General features: G+C 65.1%; 14 protein-coding genes and 1 tRNA gene. 12 read left to right on the top strand and 3 right to left on the bottom strand.

Features of this window, described 5'->3' with window-relative positions:
* Nucleotides 1–52: 52 nt before the first annotated feature.
* Nucleotides 53–889, bottom strand: a complete 837-nt coding sequence (locus tag PSAL_RS17150) for a DUF3883 domain-containing protein (RefSeq protein WP_119838117.1) — start codon at nt 887–889, stop codon at nt 53–55.
* Between the two features lie 349 nt (nt 890–1,238).
* Nucleotides 1,239–1,328: transfer RNA gene (locus tag PSAL_RS17145), tRNA-Ser, on the bottom strand.
* Between the two features lie 212 nt (nt 1,329–1,540).
* On the opposite strand from PSAL_RS17145, the gene PSAL_RS17140 reads away from it, so the two are divergent.
* From PSAL_RS17140 to aroQ, 9 genes are all read left to right on the top strand, one after another.
* The gene (locus PSAL_RS17140; RefSeq protein ID WP_408004193.1) at nt 1,541–2,779 is read left to right on the top strand and encodes a D-alanyl-D-alanine carboxypeptidase family protein; all 1,239 of its coding nucleotides are present in this window, start codon (nt 1,541–1,543) and stop codon (nt 2,777–2,779) included.
* Nucleotides 2,780–2,795: 16 nt separating this feature from the next.
* Nucleotides 2,796–3,428, top strand: coding sequence for a dTMP kinase (tmk, locus tag PSAL_RS17135; RefSeq protein ID WP_119838118.1), 633 nt, complete (start codon nt 2,796–2,798; stop codon nt 3,426–3,428).
* Nucleotides 3,425–4,573: a DNA polymerase III subunit delta' gene (locus PSAL_RS17130; protein ID WP_119838119.1), complete on the top strand. Its 1,149-nt coding sequence runs from the start codon at nt 3,425–3,427 to the stop codon at nt 4,571–4,573. The genes tmk and PSAL_RS17130 overlap by 4 nt, the downstream gene beginning before the upstream one ends.
* A 63-nt stretch (nt 4,574–4,636) precedes the next feature.
* A complete protein-coding gene (locus PSAL_RS17125; protein WP_119838120.1) occupies nt 4,637–5,449 on the top strand; it encodes a TatD family hydrolase in 813 nt (270 codons plus the stop codon).
* Nucleotides 5,449–6,246, top strand: a complete 798-nt coding sequence (locus PSAL_RS17120; protein WP_119838121.1) for an MBL fold metallo-hydrolase — start codon at nt 5,449–5,451, stop codon at nt 6,244–6,246. The genes PSAL_RS17125 and PSAL_RS17120 overlap by 1 nt, the downstream gene beginning before the upstream one ends.
* A 42-nt stretch (nt 6,247–6,288) precedes the next feature.
* Nucleotides 6,289–7,239, top strand: a complete 951-nt coding sequence (locus PSAL_RS17115; protein WP_119838122.1) for an AEC family transporter — start codon at nt 6,289–6,291, stop codon at nt 7,237–7,239.
* Between the two features lie 151 nt (nt 7,240–7,390).
* A complete protein-coding gene (locus tag PSAL_RS17110) occupies nt 7,391–8,161 on the top strand; it encodes a hypothetical protein (protein ID WP_119838766.1) in 771 nt (256 codons plus the stop codon).
* Nucleotides 8,158–10,137, top strand: a complete 1,980-nt coding sequence (locus PSAL_RS17105; protein WP_119838765.1) for a sulfotransferase — start codon at nt 8,158–8,160, stop codon at nt 10,135–10,137. The genes PSAL_RS17110 and PSAL_RS17105 overlap by 4 nt, the downstream gene beginning before the upstream one ends.
* Before the next feature lie 56 nt (nt 10,138–10,193).
* Nucleotides 10,194–10,634, top strand: coding sequence for a type II 3-dehydroquinate dehydratase (gene aroQ / locus PSAL_RS17100; RefSeq protein ID WP_119838764.1), 441 nt, complete (start codon nt 10,194–10,196; stop codon nt 10,632–10,634).
* On the opposite strand, the gene PSAL_RS17095 is transcribed toward aroQ, so the two are convergent.
* Entirely contained in the window at nt 10,631–11,527 is an 897-nt protein-coding gene (locus PSAL_RS17095) for a MurR/RpiR family transcriptional regulator (RefSeq protein WP_331274414.1), read from the bottom strand. The genes aroQ and PSAL_RS17095 overlap by 4 nt on opposite strands.
* Before the next feature lie 116 nt (nt 11,528–11,643).
* Here PSAL_RS17095 and PSAL_RS17090 point away from each other — a divergent pair, with 116 nt between their 5' ends.
* From PSAL_RS17090 to PSAL_RS17080, 3 genes are read left to right on the top strand one after another with little or no spacing between them, the layout of a single operon-like run.
* Complete coding sequence (locus PSAL_RS17090) at nt 11,644–12,450, top strand: N-formylglutamate amidohydrolase (protein WP_119838763.1); 807 nt, start codon at nt 11,644–11,646, stop codon at nt 12,448–12,450.
* Nucleotides 12,447–13,040, top strand: coding sequence for a TRAP transporter small permease subunit (locus tag PSAL_RS17085; protein WP_119838762.1), 594 nt, complete (start codon nt 12,447–12,449; stop codon nt 13,038–13,040). The genes PSAL_RS17090 and PSAL_RS17085 overlap by 4 nt, the downstream gene beginning before the upstream one ends.
* 1 nt (nt 13,041) lies before the next feature.
* Complete coding sequence (locus tag PSAL_RS17080) at nt 13,042–14,367, top strand: TRAP transporter large permease (RefSeq protein WP_119838761.1); 1,326 nt, start codon at nt 13,042–13,044, stop codon at nt 14,365–14,367.
* Nucleotides 14,368–14,406: the final 39 nt, after the last annotated feature.

Raw genomic sequence — 14,406 nt, 5'->3', positions numbered from 1 at the left:
TCTCGCCGAAGAGGCTTGGCCAGAGCAAGAACAGCGCGGGTTCAGTTGGATTCTAATGAAAGCTCGCCTGAAAGGCCGTCGCGGTCAACGAGACATGGGCATCTAGCGGCGGGCGCAACTCAAATGCTTTCGGCTCACGCGAGAAATTCCAGAGACGGAACAAGCACCATTCTGACCGGCGCTCTTCGGCGACAGCCAGTTCATTGCGGGAAATGTAAAAGGGCGTTCGTTCCCAGCCATTTGTCGTTTTCACCTCGATCAAACGCTCCTGTCCGTCCGGCGTAAAGCTGGCAATGTCGTACCCGGCACCGTCACCGTCCTCTTCGGAAATCCACCGCACTTTGCGCGCCAGATCATCTCGACCGGCTACTTTCAAAGCGGACCGTTCGTGTGCAACGACGCGCTCTTCTCCCGCACGTCCGAGGGCGCGGTTGCGTTCATCCCGACCCGCCACGTCGAACTTTTTAGCGACATGCAACATCTGCTCCAGTTCCAGCGGCGGCAGCTGGTTCGACAGCGTCGGTGACGGTCCAATCCAGATCTGCGCAGCCTCGCGCAAACCATTTGCTGATCGCGAGCCCGGCATCCGCCCAAGCCAGGCCGGGTTCCATGCCAACCAGCGCGCCACAGCATCGACCAAGGTCATCTGGAAATTGAACGCTGGCTTGTAGCCGGGAATCCAATCCTCGCCGAGCCCCTTCAACACCGCACTGATATTCTGATGCTTGAACTCGATCGAGCCTTCCGTTCGGCTCCGCAAAAGGGGCATCAAACTGCGCCGATGCTGAGCCTTGCTGTAGCGACAGCCCGCCATGTCCTCAGCCAGCATCGCGAAGTAATCCGCAACGATCAGGTCGTTTTCTTCATCGGTCCAGGGCCCATTCAACATGCCGCCAGGCTATGAGCGGAAAGTCTGTTTGTCATCAAAGACTTCTCGCGACAGTTCGCACTGTTTCGAAGAACTACGCCGCCTTCAGGTGTCTCTGACCGTTTCGATAGCGGTCGAACCTGCCTCAACTGCGGCGCAGTGAATTTTAGGCAACCTTCCGAAGGTAAAAGCATTTTTTAATGCGTCTCGTTTTGGGTGAAGGGCGGGTGAAAGGAGACGCGGGGCGTTCGGAGACCACTTTTGGGCCAACGGCCAGTCTCCGAAAGTCGGATAGCATCGTTAAACCCCTTTGAACCAAAAAGAAAAAAGGCCCGCACTAGGGCCTGGTCTTGGGTTTGCGAATGGTTTGTGGCGGAGGAGGTGGGATTCGAACCCACGGTACGCTCTCACGCACGCCGGTTTTCAAGACCGGTGCATTCGACCACTCTGCCACTCCTCCGGTCCGCATCGCTCTAAAGACCGGTGCGTGATTCTGGAAGGCGCAAAAGAAAGTGCGCCTTGCCGCCTGCCCGGCACCCCTTTTACCCCCTGCTAGCGCGGATATGATCGGAAAGCTCTGGTCAATGCAGGCCCGTTTCAGGTAGCAATTCCACAGGGAAAGGCCCTGTGCCTAACGCCCCGCGCCCCATGATCGCCAAGCAGGAGCCCCGCATGATGCCTCTTCGTTCCCTCGCTGCCCGCAAGCGGCCCTTCCTGTTGGTCCCTGCGCTCAAGGCCTCTCTGGCGGCAGCCTGCCTGATCGCGGCGTTGCCTGCGCAAGCCTTCGACACAAGCGCGCGGGCGGCCTATATCGCCGATCTGACTACCGGCACCGTGCTGCTGAACAAGGACGCCGATACCCCCCTGCCCCCGGCCTCGATGTCCAAGCTGATGACGCTTTACGTCGCCTTCGAAGCGATCCGGGACGGCCGTCTCAGCCTTGACGAGGAACTGCCGGTGTCCCAGCACGCGATGAGCTACGGCGGCTCGTCGATGTTCCTGAACACCACCGACATGGTGCGGGTCGATGACCTGTTGCGCGGGATCATCGTGCTGTCGGGCAATGATGCCTGCGCCGTGATCGCCGAAGCCCTGTCGCCCGACGGGACCGAAGCCGGGTTCGCCCAATACATGACCCAACGGGCCCAACAGCTTGGCATGACCAATTCGACCTTCGCCAATTCCAACGGCTGGCCCGCCCCCACGCAGCGCATGTCGGTGCGCGATCTGGCCTTGATCGCCACCCATATCATCCAGGATTTCCCCGAATTCTATCCGCTGTTCGCGGAAACCGAATTTCCCTTCGACAACCGCACACCGTCGAACCGGCTCAACCGCAACCCGCTTCTGGGTCTCGGGATCGGCGCCGACGGGCTGAAAACCGGCCATACCGAGGAAGCGGGCTATGGCCTTGTCGGCAGCGCGACTCAGGGCGACCGGCGTGTGGTCTTCGTGCTCTCCGGTCTTGAAAGCAACAGCGCACGCGCCGAGCAAAGCCGCGCCGTCGTCAACTGGGCCTTCCGCCAGTTCAAGGAAGCCAACCTGCTGCCCGCCGGCGACATCGTGGCCCGTGCCCCGGTCTTTCGCGGCAGTGCCGATGATGTCGGACTGACGGTGACCGAAGACCTGGTCACGCTGGTGCCCTTCCTGTCGCGAGACGGGATCGCCTCCGAAGTGGTCTTTGACGGACCGATCCGCGCGCCCGTCGCCGCCGGTCAGGAAGTCGGCACGCTGATCCTGCGCCCCGAAGGGCTGCCCGAACGCTCGGTCCCGCTGGTGGCGGCCCAGGCGGTGCCCGATGGCGGCTTCATGGCGAAGGTGCAAGCCGCTGCCACCTACCTGATGCGCCGCGTCAACAAGGGCCCGGCGGATGTTGCGCCGGATGATGCCCAGCCCGCCGCGACCTCCTGATCCGGCACTTAGCGGCATGACCACAGGGGTTTTCCTGTCCTTCGAAGGGATCGACGGGTCCGGCAAGTCGACCCAGGCCCGACGCCTGGCCGAGGCCCTGCGCGCCACGGGCCGCGACGTGGTGCTGACCCGCGAACCCGGCGGCTCTGCCGGGGCCGAGGAAATCCGGTCCCTGGTGCTGGAAGGTGACCCCGACCGCTGGTCCGCCGAGACCGAGATCCTGCTGTTCACAGCCGCCCGGCGCGACCACCTGGAACGTACCATCCTGCCTGCCCTGGCGCGCGGCGCAGTGGTCATCTGCGACCGTTTTGCCGACAGCACCCGCGTTTATCAGGGCATTTCGCGCGGCGATCTTCAGGACGTGGTGAACCAGCTTCACACGCTGATGATCGGCCGCGAACCCGATATCACCGTGCTGATCGACATGGACCCCGAAGACGGGCTGGCCCGCGCCCTGTCGCGCAAGGGCCACGAGGAACGCTTTGAAACCTTCGGGCTGGTTCTGCAACAGGCCATGCGCCGGGGCTTTCTGGATCTGGCAAAGGCCGCGCCCGACCGCTTTCGCGTGATCGACGGCGCCGGCAGCGCCGATGCGGTCTTTGACCGACTGATCGCCGCCCTTCCCGAGCTGCCAGAGGCCCGCGCATGAGCAGTGACGAGGACCGCCCCGAACCGGATCGCGCCGAAGGCGCGCCGCATCCGCGCGACACCGCCCGGATCTTTGGCCAGGCCGAGGCAGAGGCCGAATTCCTTGATGCCTTCCATTCCGGGCGACTGCACCACGGTTGGATGATCACCGGGCCGCGCGGCGCGGGCAAGGCGACGCTGGCCTGGGCCATTGCACGGTTCCTTCTGGCCACGCCCGATCCGGTTGCGGATGCCGGGGACAGCCTGTTCGGCGATGCCCCCGCGCCCCGTGCCGACAACCTTTCCATCGACCCGTCCCATCCGGTCGCACGCCGCATGCAGGCGGGATCGGAACAGGGGCTGTTCGTGCTGCGGCGCGGGCATAACGAAAAGACAGGACGCCTCAAGGACCGCATCACCGTGGACGAGGCCCGGAAACTGAAGAACTTCTTCGCGCTTTCACAAGCCGATGGCGGGCGTCGGGTCGTGATCGTCGATGCGGCGGATGAACTGAACGTCTCGGCCGCCAATGCCCTGCTGAAACTGCTCGAAGAGCCCCCCGCGCGCACCACCCTGCTACTGGTCACGCATCAGCCGTCCTCCCTGCTGCCGACGATCCGGTCGCGCTGCCGTCTGCTGCGGCTGCATCCGCTGGCTCCGCAGGACATGCAGGTGGCGCTGGACCAGGCCGGGATCGCCACCGATCACCCCGAGGCGATGGCCGCCCTAGCCGAAGGTTCCGTCGGGGCGGCGGTGCGTCTGGCCAATCTCGACGGGCTGGCGCTGTACGCCGACTGGATCGCCCTGCTGCGCGACATGCCGCGCTTTGACCGGGGCCGTGCCCAGGCCATGGCCGATGCCGCCGCCGCACGCGGGGCCGAGGAACGCCGCGCCCTGATGGTGCTGCTGCTGGATCAGGCCCTGTCGCGGCTGGCGCTTTGCGGCGCCTCGGGCCGCCCGCCTGCCCATGCCGCCGCCCCCGACGAGGCCGAGATCCTCGCCCGTCTTGCCCCCACCCCAGCAGCGGCGCGGATCTGGGCGGCAGAAGCGCAGGAGATCGGCAGCCGGTTGCGTCATGGGCTGGCGGTCAACCTTGACCCTGCCGCACTCATCCTAGATACGGTTTTCAGGCTTTCCAAAGCCGCCGCCGCCGCCCGCGCCGCCTGAGGCCCGCGTCAGGCGGTGCCCGCCGCATCGGGCGGGGCGAGATGACCGCCAGACAGGACCAGCATGACCGATATTGCCCAGATCACCGACAGCCATTGCCATCTCGACTTTCCGGATTTCGACGGTGAACTGGACCAGGTGATTGCCCGCGCCGCCGAGGCCGGGGTGACCCGGATGGTCTCGATCTGCACCCGGCTGCGCCACGAACCCCAGGTGCGCGCCATCGCCGAAGCCCATGCGCCCGTCTTCTACGCCGCCGCCACCCACCCGATGTCCGTGGCCGAGGAACCCATGGCATCGGTCGATCAGCTGGTGGCGCTGGCGCAGCATCCCAAGATGGTGGGGATCGGTGAATCCGGCCTTGATTATCATTACACCTCGGACAGCGCCGCCGCCCAACGCGAGAGCCTGCGCATCCATTGCGCCGCGGCACATCTGACGGGCCTGCCGCTGATCATCCATGCCCGCGACGCCGATGACGACATGGCCGCGATCCTGGCCGAAGAACACCGCAACGGCGCCTTTTCCTGCGTCATGCACTGCTTTTCCTCGTCCGAGGCCCTGGGGCTGGCGGCGCTCGACCTCGGATTCTACCTGTCGATGTCGGGCATCGCGACCTTCCCGAAAAGCCAGGAGCTGCGCGATATCTTCGCCAAGGCGCCCATCGACCGCATCCTTGTTGAAACCGACAGCCCCTACCTGGCTCCGCCGCCGCATCGCGGAAAGCGCAACGAACCGGCCTTCTCGGCCCTGACAGCCAAGGTCGGCGCCGAGGTCTTCGGGCTCGATTACGCCGATTTCGCCGCCCGGACGCAGGCAAACTTCGACCGGCTGTTTTCCAAGGCCGCCGCATGGTCGCCAGAAGGGGTCGCCTGATGGGACAGCTGCGCTTCACGATCCTTGGGTGCGGGTCCTCTGGTGGCGTGCCGCGTCTTGGCGGCCATTGGGGCGAATGCGACCCCGCCAATCCCCGGAACCACCGCCGCCGCTGTTCGCTGCTGGTCGAACAGATCCGCGAAGCGGGCAGCACCCGCATCCTGATCGACACTTCGCCCGACATGCGCGCCCAGCTTCTGGATGCGGGGATCGGGGAACTGGACGCCGTGGCCTATACCCATTCCCATGCCGATCACGTGCATGGCATCGACGATTTGCGCCAGATCGTCTTCAACACCCGCACGCGCCTGCCCGTATGGGCCGATGGCGATACGCAAGAGGCGCTCTATGCGCGCTTTGCCTATGCCTTCGTGCAACCCGAAGGATCGCCCTATCCGCCGATCCTGGACATGAACACGATCACCGGGGCCTTCACGGTGGATGGCGCCGGGGGACCGGTGACCCTGCTGCCGTTCCGGGTCAATCACGGAGCGATCGATGCGCTCGGCTTCCGGATCCGGGACCTGGCCTATCTGCCCGATGTCGCCCAAATGAGCGATGAGGCCTGGGAGGTCTGTGCCGGGCTCGACTGCTGGATCCTCGACACGCTGCGCCGCAAGCCGCATCCGACCCATTCGCATCTGGAACAATCCCTGGCATGGATCGACCGCGCCGCCCCGGATCGCGCGGTGCTGACCAACATGCATATCGACCTTGACCACGATGTCCTGGCCGCCGAGACCCCGGATCACATCGTTCCGGCCTTCGACGGGATGCAGATCACCTATGAGATCTGATCGCCTTTGGCAGCGGCCCGCCCCCATCGCGGGCCTGCCTGCATGAGCGCGCTTCTCAACATCATCCTGCCGGTCTTCCTGACCATCGGCGCGGGCTATGTCGCGACCCGGACCCGCGTGCTGAACCAATCGGTGATCGACGGGCTGATGCTCTATACCCAAAGCGTGGCCTTCCCGATCCTGCTGTTCAACGCGGTCAGTCAATTCGATGTCGGCGCGGCCTTTCACGCACCGCTGCTGGTCAGCTTCTACGCGGCGGCCTTTGCCTGTTTCTTCATCGGGCTGGCCGGGGCGCGCGCGCTTGGCCGGGACATGCAGGACAGCGTCGTCATCGGCTTCTGCTGCCTGTTCTCGAATTCCATGATGCTGGGGGTGCCGGTGACCGAACGCGCCTTCGGCATCAGCGCGCTGGACCCTAACTTTGCCATCATCGCGATCCATGCACCGGTCTGCTACACCATCGGCATCGTGGCGATGGAGATCGTTCGCGCCCGCGAAGCCCGCACAGGCGGCGGCGCGGGTCTGGTCCCGCTGAAGCTGGCGCAGCGGATCGTTCTGCAGATTGCCCGGAACCCGCTGGTCATCGGCCTGGCGCTTGGTTTTGTCGCCAACCTGACCGGGCTCGTCATGCCGGTGCCGCTGGCCGATGCGCTTGAGATGATCGCCCGCTCTGCCCTGCCCTGCGCTCTGTTCGCCATCGGCGGCGTGCTGGTGCAATACAAGCTGGAAGGCGACTGGCGGCTGATCGGCATGATCTGCCTCGTCACCCTGGCGATCCACCCGGCGCTGACCTGGACGCTTGGGCGCTGGACCGGCCTCGGGATCGGGGACTTCCGGTCCGCCGTTCTGACCGCCGCCTGTGCGCCGGGGGTGAACACCTATGTTTTTGCCAATCTCTATGACCGGGGCAAACGGTCCGCCGCCTCGTCGCTGCTGATTTCGACCTCGGCCTGCCTGCTGACCATGTGGTTCTGGCTGAGCCTGCTGCCCTAGGCCCACCCCGGCAGGCCCACCCCGGCAGGCCCCACCGGACGCAGACCCGCCCGGCGCATTGAAATTCTTGCGCGACCTTAGCGAAGGACTTACCCCTTTGCAGGACACTCACGGCTCTGATCAGCCCACCCGGAGCGGAGAATTGCGACCCATGGACATCAATATCTCCTACCACCGCGGCGAGACCGATCCGGGCAACGGCCCGGTGCGCGTCGGCTGGCTGCTGAGCAAGGTGGACGCACCGGTGATCTACGACGCGCCGCGCCGGGTCAATTCCCGCGATGCGCGGCGAACCCATGCCAAGGCAGCCTCACGTTGCCCCGCCGTGCTGAATGTCGAAAGCCGTTACTTCGAGATCCCCTGCCCGATCGACGTGAACATCGGCTTTGACCGCGACAAGGAGGGCCGCGCGATCCTGCGCAACCTTGCCGGCGACGGCAGCACCGTGCGGGCCGGCAAGCTGGGCAAGATGCTGACGCTCGTCGCGGAAAAAGAGTGGCGCTATCCGGATCGCCCGGTGGTGCAGATGAAGCTGCCCTATCTCTTCGTCTGCGACGAACCGGTCTACCTGACCCAGCTTGACGCCTACATGCATTACCGCCGTCAGCCCCTGCCCGGCACGATCTTTGCCGGGCGCTTTCCGATCCATCTCTGGCCGCGCCCGCTGATGTGGGCCTTTGAATGGCACGACATCACGAAGCCGCTGGTGATCCAGCGCGGCGATCCGCTGTTCTATTGCCAGTTCGATGCCGATGGACCGGACCGCTCTACCCAATTGGTCGAGGCCGAGATGACGCCGGAATTGCAAACCTACCTCGATCATATCAGCGGCGCGGTGAACTATGTGAACCAGACCTTTGCGCTGTTCGAGGCGGCAGAGCGCGCGCGCCCGCAGCACCTGCTGAGCCCGAAGGTGAAATGACCGCGCCCGGACGCGGTGCGGGACCGGGGGCAGATGCAGACGCCGACCGCGCCGCCCGTCTGGGCCGAGCGCGCAAGCTGTTCCAGTCCGGACAGATCGCCGCCTGCTGGCAGGAAATCGCGCCGCTGATCGCACTGCGCGACCTGACCCGAGCCGAGGCAGAGGCGCTGGATTTCCTGCGCCTTGGCTGCGCGCTTTACCGGCAGGGCGATCTGGAGGCCGCGCGGGCGCTCAACGCCAGCCTGCCGGTGGAACGCCTGACCACGCTGCGCTATCGTCTGGCCCTGCGTCAGCGTGATCCGGCGACCGCGCGCCGGTTGCGCCGGGCCCCCGGCAACGGCCCGCGCGAACAGGCCGATTTCCGGACCTCGGCCGGGTTGCATGCGCTTTGGGCGGGGCGCTGTTCCAGCGGCTTTGCGCTTTATGCCGCCCGCCACAATGCCATCAACTTTCCCCGCGTCCTGTCCGCGCCGCTGACCCATGCGCCCCTGCCCGAGGACCCGGGGAACGATTGCGACATGATCGTCCTGGAACAGGGTCTGGGCGAGGTCCTGTTCCACCTCGCCCATATCCGCGCCGAAGGCCGCCATGCCCACAGCAGCTTTACCGGCCAGACGAAATATGCGCCGCTGATCCGCCGCTACCTGTCGCAAGCGCGCTTTGTGCCCTTTGATCAGCTGAGCCCCGGCCCGGCCCACCTGGCCGGGGACTTCGTCGCCCGCGCCTGGCGACGCTGCGGGCGCATCGCCCCGGACCGGATGCTCGACAGCCCGACGCGCCATGCCTTCGACCTCCCGATCTTCGGCATCTGCTGGCGCGGCGGATCGGGACAGAACCGGCGTGAGGAACGCCATATCCCGCTACCCTTCCTGCTCGACATGCTGCCCATGGGTGCGCGCTACCTCGCCCTGCAGCACGATCTGACCGGGGCCGAGCGCAAGATCCTGCTGGCAGATCCGCGCTGCGCGGTGCCGCTTGGCGACATCAGCCGAAACCCGGTGACAACCATCGACATGATCCGCCCGCTGGCCGGGGTGATCTCGGTCGACAGCGCGAACTGGCACATGGCCGGGTTCTGCGACGTGCCGCTGCTGGCGGTGATGAACCGGACGGCGCATTGGTTCTGGGGGCGCGGGGCGGATGCGGCCTCGGTCTTTGCGTCGGCGACCACGGTCCCGAAACCGCAGCTGACCGCCGAGGTCATCGCGCCCTGGGTGGCCGCCCGCAGCGCCGATTGGCAGGCCCGCCCCATCCGCCCGCTGGGGGCCCGGCCAAGGCGGCGCGATCCGCAGCGCCACGCGGTCAATCAGCCGATCTTCATCTGCGGTCTGCCGCGTTCGGGCACATCCCTGTGCACGCGGGTACTCGCGTCTCAGGGCCTCTGGCTGGGCGAAACAATCCCCGCCGGGCCCGACAACCCGACCGGCTTTTTCGAAAACCGCCGCCTGCGCGAGACGGTGCTGAAACCCACCCTGGCCGCCCTTGGGGCCGATCCGCGCGGCATCGCCCCCCTGCCCCGGACCGAGGCGCTGCCGCCGCATCCCGACCTTGCCCGCCTGATGAAAACGGCGATCCGCACCGAAGGCTACAACGGGGACGCGCCATGGGGCTTCAAGGACCCCAAGCTGACGCTGCTCTGGCCGCTGTTCGCGCGGGCCTTTCCCGCTGCGCTCTGGGTGATCGTGAGGCGGGACCGGGACAAGGTGCTGACCTCGATGGCGCGGGCCAGCTTCCTGCGGATGCATTCCACCAGCCCCGAATACTGGGTCCCCTTCTGCAACGCCTATGACAGCCGCCTGCGGGCGCTGGCCGACAGCGGTGCCTCGGTGATCGAGGTCGACGCCGGTCCGGTTCTGGCCGGCGATCCGGGCGGGCTGAAGACGGTCTGCCGCCGCGCCGGCCTTGGCTTTGACCGCCCCAGCGCCGAACGGGCAACCGGCCCTGAAGCCCAATCGCCCCCCGCGTCGAAGCAATAGCCAAGCGCGTGGAAAACCCTTAAGCAGTTGCAAACACCTGCAAAGCGGAGCGCGCCATGACCGGGCTGATCCAGATCATCAACGGACCCAACCTGAACCTGCTGGGCAAGCGTCAGCCCGAGATCTACGGCTTTGAGACCCTCGAGGACGTGGAGGCCGATTGTGCCGCGCTGGCTGCCGACCTCGGGCTGCAATGCGCCTTCTATCAATCGAACTATGAAGGCGCGCTGATCGATTGCATCCATCAGGCCCGCGACAAGGCCGCCGGGATCGTGATCAACCCGGCCGCCTATACCCATACGTCTGTCGCGATCCTCGATGCGCTCAAGACCTTCGACGGGCCGGTGATCGAGGTGCATATCTCGAACGTGCATCAGCGCGAGGATTTCCGACATCATTCCTATGTCTCGCTGCGCGCTGACGGGGTGATCGCGGGCTGCGGCACCGAAGGCTACCAACTGGCGCTGCGGCGGCTGGCGACGCTGATCGCCGACTAGGTAAAGTTGCGAAAGACCCGCGTGGTCGAGAACATCGATTCCAGTTCTTCCAATCGGTCGCGGCTGTCGTCCCAACGCTTGGCCTGAACCGCGGCGATCAGCGCCTCGACCACGGCCATGATGGCAATGGTGCTGTCCCAGTTCGACGGCGCCTCGACCTGCAGGCGAAAGACATGGGCGGCAAACTCGGCGATGGGAGAGCCCCATTGATCGGTGAACAACACGATCGCCGCGCCGCGCGCATGGGCCAGTTCGGCCAGCTTCTGCAGATCCTTTTCATAGCGCCGGATGTCGAAGACCACCAGGACCGCGCCCGCATCCATGTCCAGCAGGTAATGCGGCCAGACATTCGGCGTCTGGCTCAGCAGGGTCACGTTGGACCGGATGATCTGCATGTGATTGTGGAAGTTCGATGCATTGGCGCGGGTGATCCGCCCGCCGACGAAATAGGCCGGGCGCGCGGTATCGGCCAGCAGATCGGCCACCGCGTCAAAGACCGCCGGGTCAAGCCGGTCCAGCGAGGCATTGATGTTGGAGATCACCGTTTCCGCATAGCGGTGGATCATGTGCCGCGCCCCGGTTTCGGCGCGGGCATCGCGTTTCAGCGACGGAGCCTTGATCCGTTCGGCCACCTCTGCCCGCAGGGCCGCCTGCATTTCGGGAAAGCCCTCGAAGCCCAGCTTGCGGGCCATGCGGATCACCGTGGGCGTGGACACTTCGGCCAGATCGGCAAGTTTGGTCACCGACTGCATTCCCGCCATCGGATAGTCCCGCAGGATCACCTCGCCCACCCGCCGTTCCGACGGAGTCAGCCGCGCATTGGCATCGTGGATCGCCGCCTTGACCTCCTGAATGTCGGGGGTCGCTTCCGGCTCTGCCTCTGGTTCTGACAAGGCGACGCCTCCTCGTTGATCTGTCGTGTAGTGATTGTTACAAAATATTTGCGCTCTGTAGTCATGTCTACAAAATTGCGTTGACAGCAGGGCGTTTGAGGTTTTCTTCTGCGCCCATGCTGCAGACCGCGCCACAAATCCTTGCCCCCGACGAATTGCCCGCGACCGAGGTCATCAACCCGGCCGGTCCCGGCCCGGTCGTGCTGGTCTGTGAACATGCCAGTGCGCGGATACCGGCCGCGCTGGACGGGCTTGGTCTGCGTCCCGAGGACCGTCAGAGCCATGCCGCCTGGGATCCCGGCGCCCTGGACCTCGCCCGCGCCATGTCCGAACAACTGCAAGCGCCGCTGGTCGCCAGCCGGGTCTCGCGCCTGGTCTACGACTGCAACCGTCCGCCCGAAGCCGCCAGCGCCACCCCGGCACGAAGCGAAGTGGTCGAGGTCCCCGGCAATCGCGACCTTACGGCCGATCAGCACGCCGCCCGCGTGACCGAAGTCTACCAGCCCTTCCGCGACGCGCTGGCCAGGGTGCTGGACCGGCATGGCGGGGCGGTGGTCACGATCCACAGCTTCACCCCGCTCTGGCATGGCCAGCAGCGCGCCACCGAAATCGGCCTGCTGCACGACCGTGACTCGCGTCTGGCCAATGCGATGATGGCAGAATGGAACGGCCCCCTGACGGCTGCGCTGAACGCCCCCTATTCCGCCAGTGACGGCGTGACCCATACGCTGGCCCTGCATGCCCTGCCCCGGCAGCGGCTGAACGTGATGATCGAGGTCCGCAACGACCTGCTGACCACCCCCGAGGCCATCGCCCGCGTCGCGGATCAGCTTTGCGCCGTCCTGAGCCGGTCGCTTGGCCAATTCGGCACCCGAAGCACCGCCTGCTGTCAGGACGGGCCTGCCACGGGGGGCACCCCATGACGGCCCTGCGCGGCTACATCCGCTGGATCGACGGGATGAACTGGCTGATCGGACGGATCACCATGTTCGGCCTGTTCATCCTGATGGGCATCCTGCTGTGGTCCTCGGTGTCCAAGACCTTCTTCCTGCCCTCGCTCTGGACCTTGGAGACCGCGCAATTCGTGATGGTCGCCTATTACATCCTTGGCGGGCCCTATTCGATCCAACTGGGGTCGAACGTGCGGATGGACCTGATCTATTCGGAGTTGTCGGACCGCAGGAAGGCCTGGTTTGATGCCTTCACCGTCTTCTTCCTGATCTTCTACCTTGGCGTGATGATCTATGGCGGGCTGGCCAGCCTGGCCTATTCGCTGGGGAACTTCATGGGCGCCCCGCTGCCCTTCTTCGGCAAGCTCATCTGGGCCTTTGTCACCGGCGGCGCGGAGGGTGCCTCTGACGTCATCGGCTACGTGGAACGATCTTCGTCTTCCTGGCGACCGATCATGTGGCCAATCAAGTTGATTACCTGCATCGGGCTTTTCCTGATGCTGCTTCAGGTTCTGTCGGAATTCTTCAAGGATATCCTGCGCCTGCGCGGAGAGACCATCTGAGATGTCCTACGAACTCATCGCCCTGCTGATGTTCTCGACCATGATGCTGATGCTGCTGACCGGCCAGCGGGTCTTTGGCGCCATCGGCTTTGTCGCCGTGGTGGCCGCCCTGCTGCTCTGGGGCGACAAGGGGGGCTATGATCTGGGTTACGGCGCCCTGATGAAGCTGATGAAATGGTACCCGATGCTGACGCTGCCCATGTTCGTGTTCATGGGGTACGTTCTGTCGGAGAGCAAGATCGCCGACGATCTCTACCGCATGTTCCATGTCTGGATGGGCGGCATCAAGGGCGGACTGGCAATCGGGACCATCGGGCTGATGGTGCTGGTATCGGCCATGAACGGCCTTTCGGTCGCGGGCATGGCCATCGGATCGACCATCGCGCTGCCCGAACTGCTGAAGCGCGGCTATGACAAGAAGATGGTGACCGGGGTCATCCAGGCGGGGTCCTCGCTTGGCATCCTGGTGCCGCCCTCGGTGGTGCTGGTGCTTTACGCTATGATCGCGCGTCAGCCCGTGGGGCAGCTCTGGCTGGCCGGGATCCTGCCGGGGCTGATGATGGCGGCGCTGTTCATCGCCTATATCGTCATCCGCTGCACGAAGAACCCCGCCCTTGGCCCGACCCTGCCGGCCGAGGAACGCGCCGCCGTGACCCGCGCCGAAAAGATGCGCCTGCTGCGCGCCGGCCTTCTTCCGGTGGCGATCTTTGCGGTGATGATGGTGCCCTTCGTGAAGGGCTGGACCTCGCTCGTCGAAGCCTCGGCCATCGGGGCCATCGCGGCCTTCCTGGCCGCCGTGCTGAAGGGCCGGATGTCCTGGCGCGTTTTCGAATCCGCGACCCGCCAGACCCTTGGCATTTCCTGCATGTTCATGTGGATCATCCTGGCCGCCCTGGCCTTTGGCGCGGTTTTCGACGGGCTGGGCGCGGTCAAGGCGATCAGCTTCCTGTTTACCGAAAAGCTGGGGATGAGCCCCTGGATGATCCTGATCCTGATGCAGCTCAGTTTTCTCGTCATGGGCAGTTTCCTTGACGACACGGCCATGCTGGTCATCGTCGCGCCGCTCTACGTGCCGCTGGTGGGCGAACTGGGCTTCGATCTGGTATGGTACGGCGTGCTTTATACGATCACCTGCCAGATCGCCTACATGACGCCGCCCTTCGGCTATAACCTGTTCCTGATGCGCGCCATGGCACCGCCGGAAATCACGCTGAAGGATATCTACGGTTCCATCGCGCCCTTCGTGGCCGTCATGGTGCTGGCACTTGTCATCGTCATGGTATTCCCGGGTCTCGCGACCTGGCTGCCCAATTACGTCTACCGATAGCAACAAGAACCCCGGCAAAGCGGGGCGCCTCAATCACAT

It is taken from the genome of Pseudooceanicola algae (assembly GCF_003590145.2).
In the GTDB taxonomy this organism is placed as follows: Bacteria; Pseudomonadota; Alphaproteobacteria; order Rhodobacterales; family Rhodobacteraceae; genus Pseudooceanicola; species Pseudooceanicola algae.
The sequence above is the reverse complement of the archived record's forward strand: the minus strand, read 5'-3'. Positions and strand labels throughout refer to the sequence as shown.

What these genes read in the sequence shown, in the direction of transcription:
- PSAL_RS17150 (WP_119838117.1), bottom strand. Translation starts at nt 889, where the DNA reads ATGTTGAATGGGCCCTGGACCGATGAAGAAAACGACCTGATCGTTGCG.
- PSAL_RS17140 (WP_408004193.1), top strand. Translation starts at nt 1,541, where the DNA reads ATGATGCCTCTTCGTTCCCTCGCTGCCCGCAAGCGGCCCTTCCTGTTG.
- tmk (WP_119838118.1), top strand. Translation starts at nt 2,796, where the DNA reads ATGACCACAGGGGTTTTCCTGTCCTTCGAAGGGATCGACGGGTCCGGC.
- PSAL_RS17130 (WP_119838119.1), top strand. Translation starts at nt 3,425, where the DNA reads ATGAGCAGTGACGAGGACCGCCCCGAACCGGATCGCGCCGAAGGCGCG.
- PSAL_RS17125 (WP_119838120.1), top strand. Translation starts at nt 4,637, where the DNA reads ATGACCGATATTGCCCAGATCACCGACAGCCATTGCCATCTCGACTTT.
- PSAL_RS17120 (WP_119838121.1), top strand. Translation starts at nt 5,449, where the DNA reads ATGGGACAGCTGCGCTTCACGATCCTTGGGTGCGGGTCCTCTGGTGGC.
- PSAL_RS17115 (WP_119838122.1), top strand. Translation starts at nt 6,289, where the DNA reads ATGAGCGCGCTTCTCAACATCATCCTGCCGGTCTTCCTGACCATCGGC.
- PSAL_RS17110 (WP_119838766.1), top strand. Translation starts at nt 7,391, where the DNA reads ATGGACATCAATATCTCCTACCACCGCGGCGAGACCGATCCGGGCAAC.
- PSAL_RS17105 (WP_119838765.1), top strand. Translation starts at nt 8,158, where the DNA reads ATGACCGCGCCCGGACGCGGTGCGGGACCGGGGGCAGATGCAGACGCC.
- aroQ (WP_119838764.1), top strand. Translation starts at nt 10,194, where the DNA reads ATGACCGGGCTGATCCAGATCATCAACGGACCCAACCTGAACCTGCTG.
- PSAL_RS17090 (WP_119838763.1), top strand. Translation starts at nt 11,644, where the DNA reads ATGCTGCAGACCGCGCCACAAATCCTTGCCCCCGACGAATTGCCCGCG.
- PSAL_RS17085 (WP_119838762.1), top strand. Translation starts at nt 12,447, where the DNA reads ATGACGGCCCTGCGCGGCTACATCCGCTGGATCGACGGGATGAACTGG.
- PSAL_RS17080 (WP_119838761.1), top strand. Translation starts at nt 13,042, where the DNA reads ATGTCCTACGAACTCATCGCCCTGCTGATGTTCTCGACCATGATGCTG.